The organism is Methylobacterium trifolii (genome assembly GCF_022179685.1).
GTDB lineage: Bacteria > Pseudomonadota > Alphaproteobacteria > Rhizobiales > Beijerinckiaceae > Methylobacterium > Methylobacterium trifolii.
The window spans coordinates 14,352-38,787 of record NZ_BPRB01000011.1 but is presented as its reverse complement, the minus strand read 5'-3'; the positions used below and the strand labels follow the sequence as shown (position 1 = coordinate 38,787).

22 protein-coding genes and 1 pseudogene are annotated in these 24,436 nt (G+C 71.6%); 14 read left to right on the top strand and 9 right to left on the bottom strand.

The window, feature by feature from the left end:
* Nucleotides 1-1,148: pseudogene (locus COGEMETH_RS01225) on the bottom strand (hypothetical protein); the annotation flags it as partial.
* Between the two features lie 219 nt (nt 1,149-1,367).
* Here COGEMETH_RS01225 and COGEMETH_RS01220 point away from each other — a divergent pair.
* The 5 genes from COGEMETH_RS01220 to COGEMETH_RS01200 all read left to right on the top strand — a co-directional run bounded on the left by COGEMETH_RS01220 (nt 1,368) and on the right by COGEMETH_RS01200 (nt 6,346).
* On the top strand, nt 1,368-1,637 hold the full coding sequence (locus COGEMETH_RS01220) for a hypothetical protein (protein ID WP_238180801.1): 270 nt from the start codon (nt 1,368-1,370) through the stop codon (nt 1,635-1,637).
* A 108-nt stretch (nt 1,638-1,745) separates the two neighbouring features.
* Nucleotides 1,746-2,036, top strand: a complete 291-nt coding sequence (locus COGEMETH_RS01215; RefSeq protein ID WP_238180800.1) for a hypothetical protein — start codon at nt 1,746-1,748, stop codon at nt 2,034-2,036.
* Between the two features lie 48 nt (nt 2,037-2,084).
* Nucleotides 2,085-2,255 carry a hypothetical protein gene (locus tag COGEMETH_RS01210; RefSeq protein WP_238180799.1) on the top strand — a complete coding sequence of 57 codons (171 nt, stop codon included), beginning with the start codon at nt 2,085-2,087 and terminating at the stop codon, nt 2,253-2,255.
* A gap of 33 nt (nt 2,256-2,288) precedes the next feature.
* Entirely contained in the window at nt 2,289-5,459 is a 3,171-nt protein-coding gene (locus COGEMETH_RS01205) for a bifunctional cytochrome P450/NADPH--P450 reductase (protein WP_238180798.1), read from the top strand.
* Between the two features lie 17 nt (nt 5,460-5,476).
* Nucleotides 5,477-6,346 carry an alpha/beta fold hydrolase gene (locus COGEMETH_RS01200; RefSeq protein WP_373875290.1) on the top strand — a complete coding sequence of 290 codons (870 nt, stop codon included), beginning with the start codon at nt 5,477-5,479 and terminating at the stop codon, nt 6,344-6,346.
* Between the two features lie 2 nt (nt 6,347-6,348).
* Here the strand turns inward: COGEMETH_RS01200 and COGEMETH_RS01195 are convergent, their stop codons facing one another.
* From COGEMETH_RS01195 to COGEMETH_RS01185, 3 genes are all read right to left on the bottom strand, one after another.
* The gene (locus COGEMETH_RS01195; RefSeq protein WP_238180797.1) at nt 6,349-7,614 is read right to left on the bottom strand and encodes a glycosyltransferase; all 1,266 of its coding nucleotides are present in this window, start codon (nt 7,612-7,614) and stop codon (nt 6,349-6,351) included.
* 106 nt (nt 7,615-7,720) lie between these two features.
* A complete protein-coding gene (locus COGEMETH_RS01190; protein ID WP_238180796.1) occupies nt 7,721-8,536 on the bottom strand; it encodes a Crp/Fnr family transcriptional regulator in 816 nt (271 codons plus the stop codon).
* 191 nt (nt 8,537-8,727) lie between these two features.
* Complete coding sequence (locus tag COGEMETH_RS01185) at nt 8,728-9,561, bottom strand: glycoside hydrolase family 25 protein (protein ID WP_238180795.1); 834 nt, start codon at nt 9,559-9,561, stop codon at nt 8,728-8,730.
* Nucleotides 9,562-9,802: 241 nt separating this feature from the next.
* On the opposite strand from COGEMETH_RS01185, the gene COGEMETH_RS01180 reads away from it, so the two are divergent.
* Nucleotides 9,803-10,246 carry a DUF488 domain-containing protein gene (locus COGEMETH_RS01180; RefSeq protein WP_238180794.1) on the top strand — a complete coding sequence of 148 codons (444 nt, stop codon included), beginning with the start codon at nt 9,803-9,805 and terminating at the stop codon, nt 10,244-10,246.
* Between the two features lie 39 nt (nt 10,247-10,285).
* Here COGEMETH_RS01180 and COGEMETH_RS01175 read toward each other — a convergent pair whose 3' ends face one another.
* From COGEMETH_RS01175 to COGEMETH_RS25535, 3 genes are all read right to left on the bottom strand, one after another.
* A complete protein-coding gene (locus tag COGEMETH_RS01175; protein ID WP_238180793.1) occupies nt 10,286-10,717 on the bottom strand; it encodes a DUF6894 family protein in 432 nt (143 codons plus the stop codon).
* A gap of 52 nt (nt 10,718-10,769) precedes the next feature.
* On the bottom strand, nt 10,770-11,042 hold the full coding sequence (locus tag COGEMETH_RS01170) for a hypothetical protein (protein WP_238180792.1): 273 nt from the start codon (nt 11,040-11,042) through the stop codon (nt 10,770-10,772).
* A 244-nt stretch (nt 11,043-11,286) separates the two neighbouring features.
* Nucleotides 11,287-11,421, bottom strand: coding sequence for a hypothetical protein (locus tag COGEMETH_RS25535; protein WP_283214944.1), 135 nt, complete (start codon nt 11,419-11,421; stop codon nt 11,287-11,289).
* A 266-nt stretch (nt 11,422-11,687) separates the two neighbouring features.
* Between COGEMETH_RS25535 and COGEMETH_RS01165 the strand changes: the two genes are divergently transcribed.
* Together COGEMETH_RS01165 and COGEMETH_RS01160 are read left to right on the top strand one after the other, a co-directional pair.
* Nucleotides 11,688-12,281, top strand: coding sequence for an AprI/Inh family metalloprotease inhibitor (locus COGEMETH_RS01165; RefSeq protein ID WP_238180791.1), 594 nt, complete (start codon nt 11,688-11,690; stop codon nt 12,279-12,281).
* Entirely contained in the window at nt 12,281-12,673 is a 393-nt protein-coding gene (locus COGEMETH_RS01160) for a DoxX family protein (protein ID WP_238180790.1), read from the top strand. The genes COGEMETH_RS01165 and COGEMETH_RS01160 overlap by 1 nt, the downstream gene beginning before the upstream one ends.
* A gap of 19 nt (nt 12,674-12,692) precedes the next feature.
* Here COGEMETH_RS01160 and COGEMETH_RS01155 read toward each other — a convergent pair whose 3' ends face one another.
* Nucleotides 12,693-14,516, bottom strand: coding sequence for an outer membrane beta-barrel protein (locus COGEMETH_RS01155; protein ID WP_238180789.1), 1,824 nt, complete (start codon nt 14,514-14,516; stop codon nt 12,693-12,695).
* A gap of 152 nt (nt 14,517-14,668) precedes the next feature.
* Here COGEMETH_RS01155 and COGEMETH_RS01150 point away from each other — a divergent pair, with 152 nt between their 5' ends.
* The 4 genes from COGEMETH_RS01150 to COGEMETH_RS25530 all read left to right on the top strand — a co-directional run bounded on the left by COGEMETH_RS01150 (nt 14,669) and on the right by COGEMETH_RS25530 (nt 17,488).
* Complete coding sequence (locus tag COGEMETH_RS01150) at nt 14,669-14,854, top strand: hypothetical protein (RefSeq protein ID WP_238180788.1); 186 nt, start codon at nt 14,669-14,671, stop codon at nt 14,852-14,854.
* A gap of 84 nt (nt 14,855-14,938) precedes the next feature.
* Nucleotides 14,939-15,481 carry a Ros/MucR family transcriptional regulator gene (locus tag COGEMETH_RS01145; RefSeq protein ID WP_238180787.1) on the top strand — a complete coding sequence of 181 codons (543 nt, stop codon included), beginning with the start codon at nt 14,939-14,941 and terminating at the stop codon, nt 15,479-15,481.
* Between the two features lie 419 nt (nt 15,482-15,900).
* Nucleotides 15,901-17,067, top strand: coding sequence for an MFS transporter (locus tag COGEMETH_RS01140; RefSeq protein ID WP_238180786.1), 1,167 nt, complete (start codon nt 15,901-15,903; stop codon nt 17,065-17,067).
* A 286-nt stretch (nt 17,068-17,353) separates the two neighbouring features.
* Nucleotides 17,354-17,488 carry a hypothetical protein gene (locus COGEMETH_RS25530; RefSeq protein WP_283214943.1) on the top strand — a complete coding sequence of 45 codons (135 nt, stop codon included), beginning with the start codon at nt 17,354-17,356 and terminating at the stop codon, nt 17,486-17,488.
* 88 nt (nt 17,489-17,576) lie between these two features.
* Here the strand turns inward: COGEMETH_RS25530 and COGEMETH_RS01135 are convergent, their stop codons facing one another.
* Nucleotides 17,577-22,424 (bottom strand): NAD-glutamate dehydrogenase, encoded by a 4,848-nt coding sequence (locus COGEMETH_RS01135; protein WP_238180785.1) that lies wholly within the window; start codon nt 22,422-22,424, stop codon nt 17,577-17,579.
* Nucleotides 22,425-22,621: 197 nt separating this feature from the next.
* On the opposite strand from COGEMETH_RS01135, the gene COGEMETH_RS01130 reads away from it, so the two are divergent.
* Both COGEMETH_RS01130 and COGEMETH_RS01125 read left to right on the top strand, forming a co-directional pair.
* On the top strand, nt 22,622-23,044 hold the full coding sequence (locus tag COGEMETH_RS01130; protein ID WP_238180784.1) for a MarR family winged helix-turn-helix transcriptional regulator: 423 nt from the start codon (nt 22,622-22,624) through the stop codon (nt 23,042-23,044).
* 64 nt (nt 23,045-23,108) lie between these two features.
* A complete protein-coding gene (locus COGEMETH_RS01125; protein WP_238180783.1) occupies nt 23,109-24,410 on the top strand; it encodes an MFS transporter in 1,302 nt (433 codons plus the stop codon).
* The last annotated feature ends 26 nt before the right edge of the window (nt 24,411-24,436 follow it).

The following is a 24,436-nucleotide window of genomic DNA, read 5'->3' as shown; positions in this document are numbered from 1 at the left end:
TTGATCAGCACCACGAGGTTGCCGAGCACGGGCGGCAGCGTCTCCCCGAACCGGTGGCGGCGCACGGCCTTGACCACGTCGTCCTTGAGGCCGGTCGCGAGCATGTTGCCGCCGAGGCTGTGGCCGGCCACGATCAGCCGGTTGTGCGCCCCCGGCGCGCTCAGCGTGCCCTCGATCGTGCGCAGGGCCGATATCGCGGCCGGCGCGATCGCCTCGCTGACGGGCTTGCGGTCGAACAGGGTGACGCCGGCCGACAGCCCGCCGAAGAACCCGCCGACCGCGTCGCCGAACCAGGCGCGCAGGCCCCGCTCGTCCACGCGGGCGCCGCGCCAGCCGATGTAGACGGCCGTGACCTCCATGGCGCAGTAGGCCGGCTCCGTCGGGCAGCGCTGCTGCAGGAACCGGGCGGCGTGGGCGGCGTAGAGGCGCAGGTCCGCGACGTTGCCGTCGCCGATCCGCGCGTCGTGGCGCCAGCCGTGGACGAAGGCGATCACGTAGTGCGAGCCCGTCGCGAAGTGCCGGGTCAGGACGTCGAGCTGGCCGATGACCGGCTTGACCTGCGATGCCGCCATGCCCTTCGCCCGCATCTCGCTGTCCATGGCGTGGCGCAGCATGGCGCTGTCGATGGCCGTGTCGCTGCCCCCGTCGCGGGAGACCAGGGCGTAGGGCTCGCCGTCCTCCTGGAACTCCAGGAAGCCGAGATGGTAGGCAAGGTCCCGCCCGCCCGGCTCGCGGGCGGGGACGACGTGGCGCTGGAGGGCGCAGCGCAGGCGCGTGCCCCAGCGCGCGTCCTTCTCGATCGCCGCGTCCTCGTCGTTGCTGGCATCCACCCAGCCGTCGCCGTCCGTAGGCATCGCCTCGCGCAGGCGCTCGCGGCCCGTATCCGCCAGGATCGTCCAGCCCTTGGCCAGCCCCTCGCTGCATTCGGCGACGGTCGGATCGAGGTCGCGATAGGCCCGCGCCTTGTCCGTCGAGAGCACCCCATAGTTCAGGAACAGGATGCCGAGCGCCACGAGCACGAGCGTCCCGGTGATCCGCGCGCCCATGCGGACCGCGCGCAAGCCCGCCCGCCACAGCCCGGCGAGGCCTGTCGCGGCGAGCCGCGCCGGCCGCCTGCGGATCGAGCGCGAGGTCCGCCGCACCGTCACGGCGACGTCACCCGGAAACCGACGCTCACCAGCGAATCCTGCACGGCACGGATCATCCTCGGCGGCGTCGTATCCCGGCCCGGACGGCCCCGATCCGCATCGACGCATTCGACGGACGCAGGCAAGACGTTACGGTGGCGCGCGCCGCTCCGCTACGGCGACCGTAACCCGCCGTGCCGCGGCCACGAAAGCCTCGTCACCCACACGGAGGCGCCTTCCATGATCCGCATCGTCCTACCCGTCGTCGCACTTCTTGCCGGCACCGGCATCGCCGGGGCCTCGCTGTCGAATCTCGTCGGGGCCTGGGGCCACGAATTCGTCGTCACGCCGTTCGAGCCGATGCAGGTCATGGTCGGGATGGCGACCGACAAGGCGACCGGCAAGCAGTTCAACGTGATCAAGATGCCGGACGGCCATCTCATGGCGGTCGTGCCCTTCGACCAGATGACGCGGATGCCGGAGATCGCGCCCAAGGATCTGATGAAGTGACGCCCCGGTGACGGGCCCCGCGTGCGCCGACGCACCATCGCAGCCGCCCGCCGGTAACCTGCGGCGGCCGTCCGGCGAGTTCCCGGCATCGTCACTGGGAGACATGCCATGTTCAAGCCGATCCGACTCCTCGCCGCGGTCCTCGTCCTCGGCGGCACCGCGACCGCATCGCTGGCCCGCACCCCGCCCGGGATGCCGGATGCGAGGCCCGCCCTGTCGGCGCCGATGCCCATGCCTGCGTCCCTCGCCACGGGGATGTTCCGGCAGGTGACGCGCCTGGGCACGACCAAGCCCGCTGGCGCGGCCCTCGACGCCCGCGGCGGTACGAGGCCTTCCCTCGACGCCGAGAGCCGCCGCCTCGACCACCTGATCCGTACGGCCGTCTGCACCGGCTGCTGAGTGGAACCCCATCGTGACGCCATTCCCGTAAGACAGGAGTCCACGACCATGAACGCAGCTTCCGAGTCGATGCCGCCGCCCGCCGCGGGCGCGGCCATCCTGCCCTGGGCCGCCTTCCACCTGCTCCGCCTTTTGATGGGGGCCGAGCCGGCCGACCTCGCACGCATGCTCGGCGCCGAGGGGTTCGACGCCGGCTTCGGCCCCGCCGAGCGCCGCTGACCGCGAGAGGTCATACAGCCACGGAGACGCCCGATGTCATCGCCCGAACCGATCCCGCAGCCCAAGCCCGCGCCGATCCTCGGCAACCTGCCCGACATCGACATCCACGCGCCGGTGCAGAGTATGATGCGGCTGGCGCGCCGGCACGGACCGATCTTCCGGCTGGCGATCGGCGCGCGCACCGTGATCATCCTGTCCTCGCAAAGCCTCGTGGACGAAGTCTGCGACGAGTCCCGGTTCGAGAAGCGGCTGCACGCCGCGCTGGTCAACGTCCGCGACATCGGCGGTGATGGCCTGTTCACCGCCTACAACGACGAGCCGAACTGGGCGCTCGCCCACCGCCTCCTGGCGCCGGCCTTCGGGCCGCTCGGCATCCGCAAGATGTTCCCGCGCATGCTCGACATCGCCGAGCAGATGCTCCTGCGCTGGGAGCGCTTCGGCGCGGATGCGGTCATCGACGTGGCCGACCAGATGACCCGCCTGACCCTCGACACCATCGCCCTCTGTGCCTTCGACGTGCGCCTGAACAGCTTCTACCGGGACGAAGCCCACCCCTTCGTGGCGGCGATGGGAGGCGCCCTGGACGAGGCCGGCGCCCGCTCCCGCCGCCCGGCCATCGCCTCGAAGCTGAACTTTCCCGGCACGCGCCGCTACGAGGCGGACATCCGCCTGCTGCACGCGGTCGCCGACGGCCTGATCGCGGAGCGCCGCGCCCGGCCCGAGGCGGCCTGCGGCGACCTCCTCGACACGATGCTGAACGGGCGCGACCCCACCACGGGCGCGAGGCTCCCGGACGAGAACATCCGCTACCAGATCGTGACCTTCCTGATCGCGGGGCACGAGACCACAAGCGGGCTGCTCTCCTTCGCGCTGCACCTCCTCCTGAAGCACCCGGACGCCCTGGCGCAGGCGCGGGCCGAGGTGGACGCGGTGTTCGGGGCCGGCCCCCCGACGGTCGAGGATCTGGCGCGGCTGCCCTACGTCGAGCAGGTCCTGCAGGAGACCCTCAGGCTGTGGCCGACCGCGCCGGCCTTCGCCCTCAGCCCGCGGGCGGAAACGCGACTGGCCGGACGCTATGCGGTCACGCCCGAGGACGTGCTGATGGTGCTGGTGCCGATGCTCCACCGCGATCCCGCGGCCTGGGGCGCGGATGCCGAGACGTTCCGGCCCGAGCGCTTCGCCCGCGCGGATGCCGAGCAACTGCCGCCCAACGCGTGGAAGCCGTTCGGGACCGGCGTGCGCTCCTGCATCGGCCGGGGCTTCGCCATGCAGGAAGCCCACCTCGTCCTGGCGATGGTGCTGCACCGCTTCGACCTCACGGCGGACGATCCGGACTACGCGCTGGCGATCACCGAGACGCTGACGATGAAGCCGCACGGCTTCCACATGCGGGCGCGTCGCCGTGACACCGGAAACACTGCCGTCTCCTCCCGGACCGCCTTGGCCATGCCCTCGGCCCCGCAGCGGCCGCTGCGGACGGTCCCGGCTGAGCCGGAGACGCCGCTCCTCGTCCTCTACGGCAGCAACACCGGCTCCTGCGAAGCCTTCGCCGCCCGCATTGCCCAGGAGGCCGGCGCGCAGGGCTACGCCGCCGAGGCCGCGCCGATGGACGCCTACACCGGGCGACTGCCACGGGAGGGCGCGGTGATCCTGGTGACGGCCTCCTACGAAGGCCACGCCCCCGACAACGCCCGCGCCTTCATGGACTGGGCCGAGGGCCTGGAGCCGGGGGCGCTGGCCGGCCTGCGCTACGCCGTGTTCGGCTGCGGCAACCGGCAATGGGCGCGCACCTACCAGGCGATCCCGAAGCGCACCGACGCGGTGCTGGAGGCCGCCGGCGCCAAACGCCTGCGCCCGCGCGGCGAGACCGACGCGGCCGGCGACTTCTTCGGCGGATTCGACGCCTGGTACGCGGGCCTCTGGACCGACCTCGGCGCCGCCTTCGGCAAGGAAGCGGTGGAGGCCGGCCAGGGCGGCATCGTGGTGGAGGTCGTCACGGGCGGACGGGCCGGCGCCCTGCGGCTGCCCGATCTCGCCACCGGGACCGTCTTGGAGAACCGCGAACTCGTGGACCTGTCCTCGCCCCTCGGGCGCTCGAAGCGGCATGTCGAGATCGCACTGCCCGCGGGCATGGGTTACCGGGCGGGCGACTACCTCGCGGTGCTGCCGCGCAACCCTCGCGCGACCGTCGACCGGGCGCTCGCCCGCCTCGGTTTCGCGGCCGACGCGCAGGTCGTGCTCCGCGCCGCGAACGGTGGGTCCGGGCTGCCCCTCGACCATCCCGTCGTGCTCTCCGAGATCCTGTCCGACTACGTCGAGCTGGACCAGCCGGCGACCCGCATGCAGGTCGCAGCGCTTGCCGCCGCGGCGGCCTGCCCGCCGGACCGGGCGGCGCTCGCCGGACTCGCGGCGGAGGCCGCCTACGAGCCCGAGATCCTGAGCAAGCGCGTGAGTCTGCTCGATCTCCTGGAGCGCTTCCCGAGCCTCGAGATGGACCCCGGCGCGTTCCTCGCTGCGCTGCCCGCGATGCGGGCGCGGCAATACTCGATCTCGTCCTCGCCGTTGGCCGACCCGGCCCTCTGCTCGCTCACCGTCGCGGTCCTCGACGCGCCGGCCTTCTCCGGGCAGGGCCGGCGGCTGGGCGTCGCCTCGACCTACCTCGCCGGCCTCACGCCCGGCGCCCGCGTGGCGGTGGCGGTGCGGGCCTCGCAGGGCGCCTTCCACGCGCCCGAGGCGGCAACGACCCCGCTGATCCTGGCCTGCGCCGGCACGGGTCTCGCCCCGTTCCGCGGTTTCCTTCAGGAGCGCGCTGCGCTGAAGGCGCAGGGCGAACCGGTCGGACCGGCCCTGCTGTTCTTCGGCATCAGCCACCCGGAGGTCGACTATCTCTACCGCGATGAACTGGAAGCCTGGGAGCGCGACGGGATCGTCGCCCTGCGCCCCGCCTTCTCCCGCGCGCCGGTCGGCGACGTCCGCTACGTCCAGCACCGGCTCTGGCAGGACCGGGCCGAGGTGGTGGAGCTGTTCCGGCAGGGGGCGGCCGTGTTCGTCTGCGGCGACGGGGTGCGGATGGCGCCTGCCGTGCGCGAGACCTTCCTGGCGATCTACCGCGACGCCACGGGGGCGAGTGCCGAGGCGGCGGCGGAATGGGGCGAGGCTTTCGAGCGCGAGACGAACCGCTACGCCGTCGACGTGTTCGCCTGATCGCGCTGGAGAGGAAGATGACGCGCATGTCGGACTTGGACATCACCTTCCGGCGGGTCGCGTTACCCGAGGTGAGCCTGCACGTCGCCGAGGCCGGCCCGGCGGACGGCATGCCGACGATCCTGCTGCACGGTTTCCCCGAATTCTGGTTCGGCTGGCGCTGCCAGATCGGGCCGCTTGCGCAGGCGGGTTTGCGCCTCGTGATTCCGGACCAGCGCGGCTACAACCTCAGCGACAAGCCGGACGGCATCGCGGCCTATCACCTCGACCGGCTCGCGGCCGACGTGATCGCCCTCGCCGACGCCTGCGGCTTCGGGCGGTTCCGCCTCGTCGCCCACGATTGGGGCGGGCTCGTCGCCTGGTGGGTGGCGAGCCACCACCCCGAGCGGATCGAGCGGCTGGCGATCCTGAACGCGCCCCATCCCGGCATCTTCGGCGCCTATCTTCGGCGTCATCCCGGTCAGATGCTGCGGAGCTATTACGTCGCCATCTTCCAGATCCCCGGCTTGCCCGAACGCCGGCTGACCGCGCGGAACGGGGCGGTGCTGCGCAAGGCGATGGCCGCGACCAGCCGGCTCGGCAGCTTCGCCGAGGCCGACCTCGACCATTACGCGGCGGCGTGGACCCGGCCCGGGGCGATGAAGGCCATGCTCAACTGGTACCGCGCCCTCGTCCGGCTCGGGCGGGGGCCGCCACCGCGGGTCGCACCGCCGACGCTGATCCTCTGGGGCCGGCGCGACCACGCCCTCCAGCCGGGCCTGGCCGAAGCGAGCCTGTCGCTTTGCGACGACGGCCGTATCGTGTGGTTCGACGAGGCCACCCATTGGGTCCAGCACGACGAGCCGGAGGCCGTGAACGCGGCGCTGATCGCGTTCCTGCAGCCCTGACGTCAGGGACGGAGAGCGGCAGCCTCGATCGCATCGCAGGCCGCCGCGATCCCGTCTTCCGCCTCCATGCGGGCTCGTGCCAGTGCGCAGGCCGCCGCGATGGCGGGGTCGTTCAGGAGAGCGTCGAGGGTCGCGGCGGCGCGCTCTGCCGTGACGTACGCCCGGTCGAGGCGCCGGCCGACGCCGAGGCGCACGAGGCGGGCGGCGTTGTCGAACTGGTCGAAGGCGTTCGGGACGACGAACTGCGGGATGCCTGCGGCCAGCGCCTCCGCCGTCGTGCCGATGCCGCCATGGTGGACGAGGCCGGCGCAGAGCGGCAGGAGCTGGCCGAACGGCGCGTAGGGCACGTGCAGGACGCCCGGCGGCAGGATCGGGGGAACCTGCTCCGGCCGCGCGGAGACCAGGAGGGCCCGCCGGCCGATCCTCACGCAGGCCTCCGCCATCGCTGTGAAGAATGGCAGCCCGTGGCGCATCGACGAGCCGCAGGTCACGGCGATCGGGGGCGGTCCCCCGTCGAGGAACGCGCGCAGGCCCCCGCTCAATTCGGGTTCGTCGCCGAAGCGGTCGGCGCGGGGAAAGTTCGCCTGCACGGTCTGCGCCGGCCAATCCACTTGTGGCGGGGCGAACCAGGGCGGGACCATCAGCAGCAGGCCATCGGGCGACGGCAGCCAGTCGGTCAGGCGGGCGATCGGACGGAGCCCGAATTCGGCCCGCACCGCGTTCAGGGGCGGCAGCCGCGCGGGATCCACGACGAACCGGTCCACGTTGCGCTGGATCGCGTGCACGGCGCGGGCCGGCAGCCAGGCGGGCAGGTCAAGGCCGGGCAGGATCGGCGGCGCGAAACGGCTGCGCATCAGGAAGGGCGAGAGGTGGGTCGTGACCACTCGCACGCCGAGCCGTTCCTGCGCGATGCGCGGTCCGAAGCTCAGGGTCGAGGCCACAGTGACGAAGGGCTCCCCGCTCGTACGCGCGGCGCCGGCCTCGGCCGCGGTGCGATCGTAGGCCGGGCGCGCCAGCCGCACCGCGAGGCCGAACAGGATGCGCGCCCCGGCCTTCGCGTTCCAGAGCCGCGCGTCCGCGTTCACGGCCTCGTAGTCCTCGGGTTTTCCGAGGGCGTGGACGTCGAGCCCGGCCCGCCGCCCGATCCCTTCGAACGACGGCGGGACCGCGAGGCCGACACGATGCCCGCGCCGCACCAACGTGTGCGCGAGCGCCACGAACGGGAGCACGTCGCCGTGGCTGCCGAAGGCGACGATCGAGATTCTCATCGGACCTGCACCGTCGATCATGCACGACGGGTCTTCGGCGATGGCGGCAGGCCGGTTACGTCTGGCGGATTCCCGAAAGACGATGTCCGCGTCTCCGGTCGATGCGTCAGCGCCGCGCCTTGCGGACCGTGTGCAGCGGATCGGGTTCCACCGCGCCCTCGATGGGATCGGGCGGATCGACCGCCACCAAGCCGTCCGTGCCGTAGACCGCGCCGAGGACGGTCTCGAAATGCTCGCGGATGCGGCCGTGGCACTCGCAGGCCGCTGACTCCATCTCGGCGCGGTCGAGGATGGTGATGCGCCCGCGCCCGACCTTGATCTGCCCCTGCTCCTGGAGGAGGCGCAGGATGCGCGTGAGGTAGGTGCGCTGCACGCCCAGCATCGCCGCGAGGAGTTCGTGCGTTACCGGCAGCACGTCGGTGCCGAGGCGGTCCTGAAGGGTCAGGAGCCAGCGCAGGCAGCGCTGCTCGATCGGGTGCAGGGCGTTGCAGGCCACCGACTGCAGCACCTGGGCCAGCAGGCAGTCGGAGTAGCGGACGAACAGGTCGCGCAGGGCAGGGGACCTGCGCTTGGCCTCCTGCAACCGCACCGCGTCCATGCGCAGGATCGGCCCGCCGATCTGCGCCACGGCATGGGTCGAGGCCGGTACGCGGCCGTTGCTGACGACGCCGCCGACCGCGCCCTCGCGGCCGATCGTGGCGGTTTCGGCGCTGCCCCCGTCCATCATCGCGATCAGCAGCGTGATCACCGTGTGGTCGCAGGGGAAGGTGATCCGTGTGACCTCGGCGCCCGCCTCGAACAGCGTGTCGCCCTTCCGGCAGATGGACGCGTCGAGATGGGGCAGGAGCAGCGCGCGATCCGTTTCCCGCAGCGCCTTGAGCAGAAGGTTTCCCTCGAACAGGGCGATCGATGCAGGCTGCATGGTCCCGGTGACAGACGGTCTGGATCGAACTCCTACAGCACGCTTTCCCAATGCCGGTCTGTACGATAGTGGACTAAAGGCGCACGAATTTGCCGATCCGCCGGTCGAATCAGGGTCTTATCGAGGACGCGCCGATCCAGGATACAATTTGGACCGGAGCATCCGCCGCCCGGACGTTGGGCGCAGAAAGCCTACTTGCCGGTGCAGAGACCCTGCTGGGTCAGGCGCCCGTGCTCGCGCGGGTCGCAATCGGTGGAGAGGAACGAGGCCCACTCGTTGGGCGTGCCGTAGAAGGCGTTGCGGTCCACGTCGCCGCGCACCCCCGGCACCCGGCCGGTGGAGGTGAACTGCCAGAGCATCCACTTCCGGTTGGAGAAGCGCTGCTCTGGCTCGGCAGCGGTGGAGCGCAGCCAGTGGGGATAGTCCGGCAGTTCGCCCTCAAGCACGTCCTTGTGGAAGGTGATGTCGGTGTAGATGATCGGACGCTTGCCGGTGTAGCGCTCCATCTCCTCCAGCATGTAGCGCGTCATCGCCAGGGCCTCGGCCCGGGGCAGCTTCTTCGGGCAGGTCTGGGAATGACCGTTCCACTCCACGTCCAGGACGGGGGGCAGGGCGGTGGGATCGTTGGGGACGTTCTTCTTGAACCAGTCCATCTGCTCCTTGGCCGAGCGGCACCAGAACACGAAGTGGTAGGCCCCCCGCGGCACCCCGGCCCGGCCCGCCCCGTCCCAGTTGTCGCGAAAACGCTCGTCGACGTGGTCGCCGCCCTCGGTCGCCTTGATGAAGGCGAACTGGGTGCCGGCACCCCGCACGGAGGCCCAGTCGATCGGCCCCTGCCACTTGGAGATGTCGATGCCCTGGATCGGGTGCTGCTTGGCCCGCGCGACGCCCGGATGGGGCTTGGCGTCGCCCTTGGTAGGGTAGAAGTCGTTGTTGGAGGCGCAGGCGGCGAGGCTTGCGAGCAGGGCCGCCGACAGGGCCCACCGGGCGAGGCCGCCGACGGCGCCCCGACGGGCGCCCGACATCGTGGACAGGAGGTTCCTCAGCGACATCGATGCCCGGCCCGCCATCCGCGAGAAGTGCCACAACAGGCGTATTCGATGCCCCCCGCGCGGTTAACAGACCTTTGCTGGCAATGCGGCAGAATTCCGGAACCCGTTGCGCGCAAGGCACATCCGGCCCGGCGATCCCCGCTCCGTCCCCTGGCGCGAGGCGGCAAAGCGGTCGTAAGCTCTGGCCTCGCCTCGCATCTTCGGACGGTCCGCCGTGGGTAAGACCCTGTTCACCATAGGCTACGAAGGGCTCGATCCGGAGCGGCTGAACGCGGCCCTGAGCGATGCGGGCGTCGCCCTGCTCGCCGACGTGCGGGCGGTGGCCAACTCGCGCAAGCGCGGCTTTTCCAAGGGCGCCCTCAAGGCAGGCGTCGAGGAGGCGGGGCTCGCCTACGCGCACCTGCGCGGCCTCGGCACGCCGAAGGCCGGGCGCGAGGCCGCCCGCGCACACGATCCCGAGCTGATGCGGGCGATCTATTGCGAGGCCGTGCTGGATACCGCGGACGGGAGCCTAGCCCTCGACGAACTAGCAGTGATGGCCGAGGCCGCGCCGACTTGCCTGCTCTGCTTCGAGCGCGACCCCGAGCGCTGCCACCGGCGCGTGCTGGCCGAGCGCCTGGAGGGCCGCGGGTTCAGCACGGTCGATCTGTTCGGCTGATTCTTTTGCGGTTTCGGCGCGTGCCCGGTCGGAGGGGCGTCAGGCCGCAGGCTCGAAGGCGAGCCGCGTCCGGACCTGCTGATCGCGCCGGACCCGGTCCGCGCGCAGGGCGCCCCAGGCGCGCAGGCGCGGCAGCAGGAGCGCGAGGGCAGCGCGCAGGCGTGCGGCCGACAGGAACGTCGGCGGGCGAACCGCCGCTGCGCGGCGCAGCTCCGTGCCGACGGAGGCCTGCGCCTCCACGGGCACGTAGAGCGCCTCGAAGAACGACAGGTCGAGGAGGCTGGTGCCGTCCTCCAGGGTCATCGCCATCACCGCATTCAGCAGGCGCGGCTCGCCGCCATGCTCGGCCACGAGCCGGCGGACGATGGTGCGCGCCACCAGACGCGCCTCCGCGGCGTCGCGGACCATCTGGCCCCTGGGCTCGGGGAGGTAGGCGTCGTCGAGGCGGATGTTGAAGAACACGCGGATCATGGTCGGGCGCTCCCTGTTCCTGGGGCCGGGTTCCGGGGGCCGGGGCGGCTGCTCAGGCGGCTCCGGCAACGGCTGGTGCCGCTTCGACGGGGGAGGGCGCGCGCGGATGGAAGGCGTCGGCCAACAGGTCGAGGCGGCGGGCCATGTCCCGCACCTCGTTGAGGGCGATCGATTTCTGGCCTTCCTTGACCGCCCGCGTGATGTCGCTGATCTGGCTCGTGGCGATGCGCTTCAGCTCGGCAGCGAGCTGGTCCTTGGTCATCATGAGCTGTCGCGTCCCCAGGGCGGCTGTCGTCCCGGCACCCTCGCGCAGCAGGCTTACCAACGGGTTTCCGGAGGCGGGCGGTCGCAGCGGAGACATTCGGGAAACACGCGGATGCGAGGTTTACGGCGCCGCTCGCGTTCCGGTCCGAACGCCGGGCGGCCGGCGGGCCGGGCATCGTGCTCCCCAGCCCCGTTCGGCCCGCCGCCGGCCCCGGCACGTCCTGGCATACCGGTGGGGCCGAGGCCCGGAGACGGAAAGGCCCGCCGCGACGGGGTGCCGGGCGGGCCTTGCGAAGGCTGCGCTGTCAGATGAAGTAGACCGTGCCTTCCGTCCTGAAGACCTTCGGACAATCCGCCGAATCAACCAGTCTGAGGGCCTGATCCAGCGAGAGATGCCGGTCGAGGGCGATCTCCGGCAACGTCATCCACTTGGGCTGCATGGTTCCGTCCTCCTGAGGATTGTGCGGAGACAACGGCGAGGACGGCGTCCGGTTCACGCAAGCCTGAGACGGCTCCGATATGGTGCATGCGAAAGGCCTTCAGGCCCGCGCGGGAGCGAAGCCGTCACTGAGGCCGCCCCGCCACACCCCCGTGAAAAGCAGGCGTCCCCCGGCCCTCCTCCGCCCGCCGCCTTGCGGGCAGCGCAATTGCCGGTGAGGCAGGCCGGCGAGGGCGCCCGAGGGGAGGGCACCGGGAAAGTGGATCGATGCCGCGTTTGAACCTGCCGACGATCGCCGTTCTCTGCCTCGCCGCGAGCCTCGGGGCCTGCGCCTCCCAGCGCCTCGACGGCCCCCGCACCCGCGGACCCGGCCCCGGAGCGCAGGCCGCCCTCGACACGGTGCCGGCCCTGCCATCGGGCGCCGTAACCTCGGCTCCCCTCGCGCCGCCGCCGGGCGTCGCGGCCTCGCCGGACGCCGGCCCCCCGGTCGGCGCCCAGGCGGGCCTCGCCCCGCCGCCGCCCTCCAACGTCATCGCCGAGCCGGTCCTGGCCCCGCCGCCTCCGCCTCCGGTGGTGGCGAGCGGGCGCTCGGCCGTGGTCGGCACCTGGGACGCGAAGGACGCCACCGGCGCGAGCTGCAAGGTGACCCTGTCGAGCGCGCCGGCGCTCGACCTCTACAAGGCCTCCGCCGCGGGCTGCCCGAACAAGGACCTCGCCCGCGTCTCGGCCTGGGACTTTCGCGATGGGGAGGTCTACCTCTACCAGGCCGGTGGCACCGTGGCGGCGCGGCTGAGGCAGGGCGGGGGCGCCCTCGACGGCGCTTTGACCAAGTCCGGCGCATCGCTCGCCCTGGTGCGCTGATGCCGGGGACCGGGCCGCGGGCGCGCATCGCCGGCGCGACCCTGCGCTGGCTCCTGGCCGCGGGCTTCGCGGTGGCCGGCGGCATGAAGCTCATCGCCTCCGAATTCGAGGTCGCGGGCTTCCGGCACTTCGAATACGACCCGTGGCTGATGTACGCGGTCGGCGCCGCCCAGGTGATCGGTGCGGCGCTGCTGCTGTTCCGGGGCTACGCCGCCATCGGCGCGGGTCTGCTGGCGCTGGTCATGGTCGGCGCGGTGGCGAGCCACCTGCGGGCGGGGGACCCGGTGCTCACGGCGCTGCCGCCCCTGATCCTCCTGACGCTCCTGCTGTTCGTCGCCTACGCCCAACGCCGCAGGTTGCGGCAGGCGGCACTCGCCATCGCCGGATCCTGAAGCAGAGCGACAGGGAAGCCTACGGGTTCACCCGCAGCCCGAGCAGGAAGGTGTTATCGCGAAAACTCGCGCCGGAGACCGAACTGTCGATCTGCTGGTAGAGGTAGGTGCCGCGGAGCGTCAGCCAGCGGGTGAAGCGGTAATCCAGGCGGGCGGTGGCCGAGAAGCCCGTGTCCCGGATCGTGCTGCCCTGGTAATCGTTGGTCAGGTAGGCGCCGCCGACGACGATCGAGAGGTTGCGCAGCAGGTCGTGCTGCATCTCGAGCGTCGTGGCCTTGGTGATCACGCCACTCGATCCGGGCAGCGTCGTCTCGCTGACGGCGGTCACGGAGCCGAGGCGCAGGCTGGTGAGCGGGCTCGCCTGCCAGATCAGCGAGGCGTTGAGCAGGGGCGCCTCGATCGGCCGGAGCGAACGGTCGACGTAGCTGCGGTGTTGCATGCCGGCCGAGACCTCGCCGGTGAGAAAGCGCGTCAGGTTGAAGCTCGCTCCCGCCGTGACGCCGACGCCGTCCGAATCCCGCTGCACCCCCGTGGAATCGCGCCGCAGGTCGTAGACGCGGGTATCGGCCAGCACGTCGACGAAAGGGCTGATCGTCGGCGAGAGTTCGTAGGCGGTGCGCAGTCGCAGGCCGTACTGGTTCTGGTTGCGGTCGCTCTGGCGGAACACGGCGCCCCCGGAGAGCTGCGCGTCCTCGAACTCGGAGCGGTCCACCGAGCCGCGCAGGGACACCGACAGGCGGTTGAACGCCTGGGTCGCGCCGATCGTGGTGCCGTAGGTCGCGATCAGCGGCCGGCTGGTCGCGGTGCTCGCGCCCTGGAGGTCGACGCTGCCGGTGCGCTGGCTGTCGACGACGAAGCGGCCCTCCACGTCGAAGCGCAGGTCGCGGGTGGCGTCGATCCGCAGGCTCACGACGCCGTCCGCACTGGGGCGGCTGGCCGCGTCGTTCTGCGGGAATTCGAGGTAGGCGCCGCGCAACTGGCCTGCCAGCTCGCTCGCCGACCAGTCGCTGCGGAAGGCCAGTTCCAGTTCGGTGCGCGAGACCACCGAGCCTTTGGCGAGTTCCTTGCGGATCTGGTCCGGATTGGTGTCGTAGCCGAGGCCCTGACTGAAGGCCGGCAGCACGGTGAAGCTGCCGAGCTTGATCCCGAGCGGCACGTAGGCCGGGTCGAGGGGTGAGATCGTCTCGCGCAAGGTGCTGGCCAGCAGCAGGCCCGGCGTCAGCAGGCCGAGGATCGGGCTCGACGTGCGCAGCAGCAGCGGCACGGTCTGCTGCGGAAGAGGCACGCCGACGACGGCGTTCTGGATCACCGGCGAGAGGCGCAGGTCCAGGGTCGGCGTCTGGGTCGCCTGCTGCGTCACCCTGCGCGTGGCCGAGCCGAGGCGGCGGGACGGGGCCGCGCGCTGGCGCACCAGCACCGAGGCCGGACCGGTGTTGAGCCCCGTGCCGATCCCGGCACCCAGCCCGGAATTGACGCCGACGCGGCCCGTGGAGGTGCGCACCCGCGTCTCCAGGGTGGAGAGGCTGGAGCGGGCGAGCCCCGCGCGGGTCGGGTTCACGGGCGCCAAGCTGGCGCCGCCGGATTCGCCGCCGGAGGAAAGACTGTTCGCCCCTGCGCGCGGAAGTCCGTCCGACAGGCCGCCGCGACGCAGGCTCGGCAGGCCGTCCGGGCCGGTCTCCTGGCCGGCGCCCGGGTTGTCGGGCTGGCCCGTGACGGGGCTGAGCGCGTCGAAGCGCGGCGCCTGGGCCAGGGCCGGCACCGAGACGGTGGAGAGCAGCAGCGCGAGGCTGCAGGCGAGCCGCGCCCTGCACAGTTGCCGTCGCTCAAGCGTCTCGCACCGCACCGGCTCCCGGCTCCCGTCACCGTCCCGCGCGCCGCGGGCCCAACCGGCGCCACGTCCGTCGGCGACGGAAGCCCGCATGGTTAACGAAGCCTAGACCGGCGTGGTTAACGGGAGGTCAATGCGGCCGCTCGCGAGCGAGACCGGATATCGGCATGACCTTCCGCCTGCCGCCGCAGGCTCCGTCAGGGGAATCGGTCGGCTGCGACCGATATCGTCGCGATTCGAAGATGGAATCGAGGCTGCTGTTCTGGCCGATCCGCGTTCCGATCTCGACGGGCAGTTCATGCGACCTGAATCGAGCCGACATTCTGCGTTGTCGTGAGCAAAAAGATGCTTGATGCCGGCATTTTCTAAGGACGAAGTGCTTGACCTTCGCTTGGTTAGGACTGATCTTCCGGCATCAGCAAATCAGGGGGTTCACCGTGGACGGTATCGCAGAAACAGAATCGGCCAATTATATCGAGCTTACGGTCGAGATCGTCTCGGCCTATGTGGCGAACAACTCCGTTCCGGCCTCGGAATTGTCGTCCCTGATCGGCGGCGTGCATGCGGCCCTGAGCGCACTGGCCTCGACGGCGAGCACCGAGGCGCCGGCCGCCGAGAAGCTCACGGCGGCCCAGATCCGCAAGTCGATCACGCCGGAGCATCTCGTCAGCTTCGAGGACGGCAAGACCTACAAGACCCTGCGGCGGCACCTGACCCTGCGCGGCCTGTCGCCCGAGGCCTACCGGGAGAAGTGGGGCCTGCCCCGCGACTACCCGATGACCTCTTCGAGCTACTCGGCCCAGCGCTCCGAACTGGCCCGCGCCCTCGGCCTGGGGCAGCAGCGCCGGAAGTCGGCGGCGCCCGCCGTCGAAGAGCCGGCCGCGGATGCGCCGCCGGCCGCCGGCCGTAAGAAGGCGGCGGACGGCGCACCCAAGACCCGCGGCCGGAAGAAGGCGACGGAAGCTGTCGCGGCCGAGTAGTTCGGCGGAAGCGCGCGCTGCCGAGGGAGGTGCCGGTTCGGCGTAAGGACGTGCGTCAGATCGAAGGCTTTGAGATGCCGACCTGATGCAAACGGGTCGGCAACGCGTCTAGACAGATCTTCGGCTCGCACGAGCCATCCGACACACTGCAAAAACCCTCCGATCCATCGGGATCGGTGGGTTTTTACGTTCATGCGGACGATCGAGCCCGGTGGCTTCGGCCTCGGGCTCGCTCTCGACGGTGCAGTCCGGCTGGTCGCGCGGCACCCAAGACACCTGCGCCGAGACCGGCGAGCCCTGCCGCGCACGCAGCCCTGCCGCCCGCCGCGCGGCGCTATGCGGCGGCGGCGATCCGACCATCTTCCGGGCCATACCGCACCGCAGCATCGCGAGGCGCATCGCGCCTCAGGAGATCCGGAATGGCCTCGCTGCCCATCCTTGCGCTCGCCGTCGCGTCCTTCGGGATCGGCACCACCGAATTCGTCATCATGGGGCTGCTGCCCGAGGTGGCCCACAGCTTCGGCGTCACCATCCCGCAGGCGGGCTACCTCGTGTCGGGCTACGCGCTCGGCGTCGTCGTCGGCGCGCCGCTGGTGGCCATCGCGACCGCCGGGCTGCCGCGCAAGACCGCACTCCTGGCGCTGATGGCGGTCTTCCTCGCCGGCAACGTCGGCTGCGCCCTGGCGCCGACCTACGCCCTCCTGATGCTGGCCCGCATCGCCACTGCCTTCGCCCACGGCGCTTTCTTCGGCATCGGGGCGATCGTCGCGCGCGATCTGGTGCCGCGGGAGAAGCGGGCGCAGGCGGTGTCGCTGATGTTCACCGGGCTGACGCTCGCCAACGTGCTGGGCGTGCCGCTCGGCACGGCGTTGGGGCAGGCGGCGGGCTGGCGCGCCACCTTCTGGGCCGTGGTGGGAATCGGGGTCGCGGCGGGACTGGCCATCCAGGTCTTCGTGCCCGCCGGCATTCCCGGCACGAAGGGCGGCCTCGCCAGGGAGTTCCGGACGCTCGGGCGCTGGCCGGTGCTGCGGCCGATGCTGATCTCGACCCTATCCTCGGTGAGCCTGTTCACCGTCTTCACCTACATTACCCCGTTCCTGACTGGCGTCACGGGCTTGACCAGTCACGGCGTCACGGGGGCGCTGTTTGCCGCGGGCATCGGTCTCACTGCCGGCAACCTGATCGGCGGCCGGCTGGCCGACCGCAACCTGATCGCCACCGTGATCGGCAGCTTCCTCGGCCTGATCGCCGTGCTGGCCCTGCTCGCACTCGTCGCCCGCTACGAGGTGGCGACGCTCGCCGTCCTCGTCGTCTGGAGCGCGCTCGCCTTCGCCTTGGTCTCGCCGCTGCAGATCTGGGTGGTGGAGGCCGCCACCGACGCGCCCAACCTCGCCTCGACCCTCAACCAGGGGGCGTTCAACCTCGGCAACGCAACGGGCGCTTGGCTCGGTGGGTCGGCCCTGTCCCTGGGAGCGGGCTACGGGCAGCTCCCGCTCATCGCGGCCGGCGTCGCGGCCCTCGGCCTCGGCCTGGCCCTCACGAGCCTCGCCCGGCCCGGCCGCGAGGCGCTGGCGAACCACCCCTGATACCGCGTCCGCTTGGATAAAAGCGGACGCGGTATCGGGTAGCCCGCGCGGCGCTTGGGCGAAGCCGAGATCCGCATCGCGAAGCGACCAAGCGGATTTCGTATGCGCCATCCGGACTGGGCGTATCGTGCATGCGACGGCAGAAAACTGTGAATATTTCGTCACTCACATGTCTTGAGCGCATGCGGACGATGCTGCCAAGACTCTTGTTGCAGCGCAACATAAGCCGCATCTTCGGAGGCGAACGGGCAGCCCGATGCCCGCCCTCCGAACCGGAGCGAATGCGATGAGCCTTTCCGCCACGACCACGGCCCCTGCGCAGGCCGACCGCCCGGCCAAGCCCGGCCTGTTCTCCGAGATGCTGCGGCTCTGGCTGGAGCACAACCAGCGGGTGCTCGAGATGCGGATGTCGATGCTCTGAGGCATCGTCCGACGCCGCAGACGACCGGAAGCCGCCGCCCCCCTGGGTCGGCGGCTTCTCGCGTTCGGGCAGGTAAGCCTCGGGGAGGTCAGCCCGTGCGGGCGAGGTCCCCGAGGAGGCTCGCGGCCACCGTCGCCTTGGAGACGGTGAGGTTCGAGGCGGCGATGGCGTCCACCGCGTCGCGGATGCGGGTGAGCGCGGTGCCGCGGGCCTTGCTCCAGGCCGCGACCGCCTCGGGGCCGGCGCCCACGTCGCCCACCACCTCAGCCGTGAGCTGGCGGTGCGCGGTCGAGATTCCCGCCACCGCCCGCTCCAGGGCGACGCGGTCGAAGGTGTCGGCCACCGGCGCGGTGCGGGCGGCAGCCGCCAGCGCGTCGAGGCGGAAGGCACGCTCCAGGGCGAAATGGGTCGCCGCAATCTCGGCGACCGGCCGCCCGCTGCCCTCGGCCACGCGCACGATGTCGGGGGCCGAATGCAGCGCCCGCAAGGAAGCAAGGCGGCGGGCGGGCTCCTCGGCCATGCCCTGGCGACGCAGCTCCGCCTCGCGGGCGGCGATCGTGCCCCTGGCCTCGTCGCCCAGCACGCTGGGCAGGGCGGCCAGGATCGCGCTGACGCCGTCGCGGTAGCGGGCGACGATGGGAGAGATGCCCGTCGCGAGGTCGAGGTTGCGGATGAACCAGACGATGCGGCCGGTGAGCAGGTCCTGCACCTCGCCGTAGAGGTCGAGCTGGGCCTGTCCGGGGATGGCGCCGGCCAAGCCGTCGATGGCGAGGTTCAGCTCCATCAGCCCGAAGGCGTCGCGGGTCACGGCGTAGGCCTTGGCGATGGTGGCCGCATCCGCGCCCGTCTCGTCGATCAGCCGCGTGACCAGGGATATCCCGCCCCGGTTGACGATGATGTTCGACAGGGCCGTGCTGATGATCTCCCGGCGCAGCCGGTGTCCCTTGACCGCATCCGGAAAGCCCTCGCGCAGGCCTTGCGGGAAGTAACGCTGCAGCTCCCGGTCGAAATAGGGGTCGTTCGGGACCGGGCTCGCCAGGATCGCGTCGTAGAGGGAGAGCTTGGCGTAGGCCAGAAGCACCGCGTATTCCGGCCGTGTCAGGCCCTCGTTGCGGCGCATCCGCTCGGTCAGCGCGGCGTCGTCCGGCAGGAACTCGACAGCGCGGTCGAGGCGGCCTTCCGCCTCCAGCGCCTGCATGGTGCGCATGGCGAAGCCCGTCTCGCCGACGCCGCGCTTGAGGGCCAGCGACAGGGCGAGCGTCTGCAACTCGTTGTTGCGCAGGACCAGGTGCCCGACCTCGTCGGTCATGGAGACGAGGAGCGCGTTGCGGGCCGCCTCGTCCAGGCGACCGTCCCGCTCGGGGCCCATCAGCGCGATCTTGATGTTCACCTCGACGTCGGAGGTGTTGACGCCGGCCGAGTTGTCGATCGCGTCCGTGTTGAGGCGAACGCCCGCCCGGGCCGCCTCGATCCGCCCGCGCTGGGTCAGGCCGAGGTTGGCGCCCTCGCCCACCGCCTTGACGCGCAGCTCCGGCCCGGTGATGCGCACTGCGTCGTTGGCCCGGTCGCCCGCCTCGTCGTCGGTCTCGGTGGTGGCCCGGACGTAGGTGCCGATGCCGCCGAACCAGAGCAGGTCGACGGGCGCCTTGAGGATCGCCTGCATCAGCTCGGCGGGCGAGGCGTTCCCGCTGTCGAAACCGAGGACGGCGCGGATCTCCGGCGACAGGGGAATGGTCTTCAGGCTGCGCGGGAAGACGCCGCCGCCCGCCGAGATCAGGGACTTGTCGTAGTCGGCCCAGCTCGACCGGCCGAGGTCGAACAGCCGTTTGCGCTCGACGAAACTCGCCTCCATGTCGGGATCGGGATCGAGGAAGATGTCGCGGTGGTCGAAGGCCGCGACGACCTTGAGCGTGCGCGACAGCAGCATGCCGTTGCCGAACACGTCGCCCGACATGTCGCCCACGCCCACCACCGTGACGGGATCGGCCTGGGTGTCCACGTCGATCTCGCGGAAGTGGCGCTTGACCGCCTCCCAGGCGCCGCGGGCCGTGATGCCCATGCCCTTGTGGTCGTAGCCCTGGCTGCCGCCGGAGGCGAAGGCGTCGCCGAGCCAGTGTCCGCGCTCCAGCGACAGGGCGTTGGCGATGTCGGAGAAGGTGGCGGTGCCCTTGTCGGCCGCGACCACGAGGTAGGCGTCGTCCGGGTCGTGCCGGACGGTATCCGGGGGTGGCACGACCGCGTCGTGGACGAAGTTGTCGGTCAGTTCGAGAAGGGTGCGGATGAAGATGCGGTAGCTCTCGGTGCCTTCGGCCAGCCACGCGGCGCGGTCGGAAGCCGGCGGCAGGCGCTTGGGGAAGAAGCCGCCCTTGGCGCCCACGGGCACGATCACCGCGTTCTTGACCTGTTGGGCCTTCACGAGGCCGAGGATCTCCGTGCGAAAGTCCTCCGGCCGGTCGGACCAGCGCAGGCCGCCGCGTGCGACGTAGCCGTAGCGCAGGTGCACGCCCTCCACGCGGGGCGAATAGACGAAGATCTCGAAGAACGGCCGCGGCAGGGGCATCCCCGAGACCTTGGCGCAGGCGAACTTGAAGCTGATCGTCTCGCGCGGCGTCCCGTCCGCAATGGTCTGGAAGAAGTTCGTCCGGACCGCCGCCTCCACGAGATTGACGAAGCGGCGCAGGATGCGGTCGTCGTCCAGGCTGGTCACGTCGGTGAGCGCCGCCTCGATCCGCTCGCGCACGGCCTGCTCGGCCGCCGCACGATCGCCCTCGGTCTTCGGATCGAAGCGGGCGCGGAACAAGGCGACGATCTCGCGCGCGATGGTCCCGTGGCGGCTGAGCGTGGCGGCGAGGTAGTCCTGTCCGTAGCGGATGCGCAGCTGGCGCAGGTAGCGGCCGAGCGCCCGCAGCAGGGCCGCGTCGCGCCAGGGGAGGGCCGCCTCCAGCACGAGGCGGTTGAAGCCGTCGGATTCGGCCTTGCCGTCCGAGATGGCGAGGAGCGCCGCCTCCAGGGGGCGTTCCAGGGCGTCGAGGTCGATCGCGCCGCCTGTGGCGCGCTCCAGCAACATGTCGTGCAGCCAGACGCGCGCGGAATCCTCGGCGCCGCTCGGCAGGACGCGGTAGGTCCGCTCGTTGATGACCCGGAAGCCGAGGTTCTCCAGGGCGGGGACCCGGTCCGACAGGGGCAGCGCCGCCCCGCGGGAGAACACCTTCAGGCGAACTTGCGCGGCCGGATCGGTGTCGCGGCGGCCGATGTCCACGGCCCGCGGCACCGCCTCGCTCAGGGATTCGAGGATGGCGATGTCGGAGACGGCGTTGGCCGGAGTGAAGTTCTCGCGATAGGCGGCGGAGAACCCGTCCGTGTAGCGCGCGGCGAGCAGGCGCGCCCGGCCGCCTTCGCCGGCCTCGTTGAGGGCCGCGCGCAGGCCGTCGCCCCAGGTCCGGACCAGGGCGGCGATGCCGGCCTCGAGGGCTGCCGGGTCGCGCTCGTGCGCGCCTTCGTCCGAGAAGCCGATGACGTAATGGGTGCGTGCCAGCGGCCCCTCGGGGAAGTCCGGATAGGCGGCGCTCAGGCGCCCGTCGTACTCGGCCGCGAGGTAGGCGCCGATCCGGGCGCGGACGGTGGAATCGTAGCGGTCCTTAGGCACGTAGACGAGGAGCGAGACGAAGCGGCCGAAGCGGTCGGGCCGCGACAGCACGCGGATGCGGGGCCGGTCGGCGAGGTTGGCGATGGCCAGGGTGAAGCGGTAGAGCCGGTCGAGGTCGATCTGGAACAGCTCGTCACGGGGGTAGGTCTCCAGCACGGCGAGCAGGCTGCGGCCGGCGTGGCTCGTGGGATCGAGCCCGGCCCGCTCGGCCACGGCGGCCACCTTGCCGCGCAGGTAGGGCACCTCGCGGGCCGGGCTGGCATAGGCGGCTGCCGTGAACAGGCCGACGATGCGGACCTCGCCGGTGAGCTTGCCGGTGGCCGAGAACAGCTTCACCCCGACGTAGTCGAGATGCGCCGCCCGGTGGACCTTCGACTTGACGCTGGCCTTGGTGATGATGAGCGCCTGCGGCTCCTCCAGGAAGGCGAGAACCTCCGGCGTCACGTCCACCAGGGCGCGGCCGCGGCGCAGCATCTCGACGGCCGGGTCGCGCAGGACGCCGAGGCTGGAGCCGTCCACCAGCGGGTGGCCGCCGTCCGCGATCCCGTATTCGCGCATGCCGAGCAGGGTGAAGTGGCCGTCGGTGAGCCAGGCGAGGAAGGCACGCGCCTCGGCGACCTCGGCATCGGGCAGCGGCGGCGGGGCCTGGCCGTAGCCCTCGGCGAGCGCCGAGAGGCGGCCCAGCATCGCATCGTGGTCGTCGGTGGCCAGCGCCACATCGCGAAAGACCTGCTCCAGGCCGGAGGCAAGTCGGGTACGCGCCTCGCCCTCGTCCAGGCGGTCGAGGTGGATGTGGATGAAGCTCTCGCGGGCGATGCTGCCGTGGGCATCCGCCGTGGTCTCGCCGACCACGCGCAGCAGGGCGCCTGCGGCGTCGCGCTCCACCCCCAGGATCGGGTGGGCCACGAGGTAGGGGGTCAGGCCCTGCTCGGTCAGCTCGGCCAGCGTCGAATCGAGCAGGAAAGGACGGTTGTCGTTGACCACCTCGACCAGGGTGAGGTCGCGGGCGCGCCCCTCGCGGACCACGCTCGAGTCGGCGAGCCGCAGGCCCGCGGGTGCGCCCGGATGCCGGGGCTCGGCGAGGTGCGCACGTGCCGCGACCGCGAGTTCGGCCAGAGCTTCGGCGGGGTAGGGGGCTAGATCCTCCGGCGGCACGCGTCCGAACAGGTCTCGGACGAAGCCGCCCGGGCCTCCGCCCTCGGTGACGATTCCGGCCGCGGCCTCGATCAGGCCGGTTCGGGCCGACTTCTCCTCTGAGGTGGAGAGTGCGGTGGCTGCTTCCAACGTCATCGGGTCTTCTCCCCGAACCGGAGATCGGCACGGGGCGAGAACTAGGGGACGGCCGAAGGCAAGTCGATGACGGTGGTGGGGTCCAGCTTGGGTGGGGCCGGAAGATGTCAGCGTGGCGCCTTCGGACAGTGGATGCCGGGGCCGGAATCCCGGCCGGATGGCTTGTAGTCGCATCAATGCGTGCAGATACCCGCATTATGTCCGACGAATCGCCCTCCGAGGCTCCCTGCACCTGCATGACGCTCCGCCGCGCCGCGCGGGCCGTCACCAGCGCCTACGACGCGGCCCTGGAGCCCGTGGGCCTGCGCGTGACCCAGTTCTCGGTCCTGCGGACGCTCAAGCGACTCGGGGCCGTGCCGGTGACGCGGCTGGCCCTGGAGGCTGCCCTCGACCGCTCGACGATGGGGCGCAACCTCGACCCCCTGGAGCGCCGGGGCCTCGTCCAGGTCACGGTCGGCGCGAGCGACCAGCGTGAGCGCGTGGCGCAGATCACGCCCGCGGGCAGAGCGGCGATCGAGGCGGCCCTGCCGTACTGGCGTGCGGCGCAGGCCGAGATCGCGGCCCGGATCGAGCCGGCGCTGGCCGGCGCCCTGGCCGCGGCCGTTCAGGCCCCGCCTTGAGCCGGCCGAACCGCCCTTCGGTCGAAGCCCCTCAATCGCCGCGCGAACGCGCCCGGAGCCGCCCATGTCCGTCTCACCCGTGTCCACCGCGACCGAACACCGCCCGCCCGGCCGGCTGCACTACGCCTGGATCATGGCCGGCATCACCTTCGTGGTTCTGCTGGTCGGCGCGGGCGTGCGGGCGACGCCCAGCATCCTGATCGTGCCGTGGGAGCGGGAGTTCGGCTGGTCGGCGGCCACGATCAGCCTGGCGATCGCCGTCAACATCTTCCTCTACGGCATGATCGGGCCGTTCGCGGTGGCCGTGATCGAGCGCTTCGGCCTGCGCCGCTCGGTCTGCGCGGCGCTCGTGATCCTGGCGCTCGGCACGGCGGCCACCACCTGGATGACGGCGCCCTGGCAGATGGTGCTGCTCTGGGGCATCGTGGTCGGGTCGGGCTCGGGCATGGTCGCCAACGTGCTGGGCGCGACGGTGGCCGGGCGGTGGTTCGCCCGCCGCCGGGGGCTGGTGCTGGGCCTGCTCACCGCCAGCAGCGCCACGGGCCAGCTGATCTTCCTGCCGCTGCTGGCGAGCCTCGTGGTGGACCAGGGCTGGCGGGCCGTCTCCCTGACGGTGGCCGGTGCCACGCTCCTGCTCGTGCCGTTCGCGGCCCTGCTGCTGCGCGACCGGCCCGCCGACCTCGGCCTGCCCCGCTACGGCGAGAGCGTGGTGGTGCCGACCCCGGTCGGGGGCGTGAACCCGGCCCGGCGGGCGCTGTCGGGGCTTGCGGCCGGCCTACGCTCCCGCGACTTCTGGCTGCTGTCGGGCACCTTCTTCATTTGCGGCGCCTCGACCAACGGGCTGATCGGCACCCACCTGATCCCGGCCTGCATCGACCACGGCATCCCCGAGGTCACGGCCGCGGGCCTGCTCGCCCTGATGGGGATCTGCGACCTCGTCGGCACCACGGCCTCGGGCTGGCTCACCGACCGGTTCGACAGCCGCAAGCTGCTGGCCTGGTACTACGGCCTGCGCGGCCTCTCGCTGATGTTCCTGCCCTATTCCTTCGACTACAGCTTCTACGGCCTGTCGCTGTTTGCCGTGTTCTACGGCCTCGACTGGATCGCCACGGTGCCGCCCACCGTCGCGCTGGCCGGCAAGACCTTCGGTGAGGAGAACGCCGCGCTGATGTTCGGCTGGATAGCGGCCGCCCACCAGATCGGCGCGGCCTCGGCCGCCTGGCTCGCCGGCACGGTGCGCACCAACACCGGCGATTACTTCGGGGCGTTCCTGGCCGCCGGGATGCTCTGCCTCGTCGCCGCGATGATGGCGCTGTTCATCGGCGCCAAGCCGCGGCCGGCCGCGTTGGCGCCGGCCACCGCCTGAGGGAGCGGCCCCCGGGCGCTCGCCGC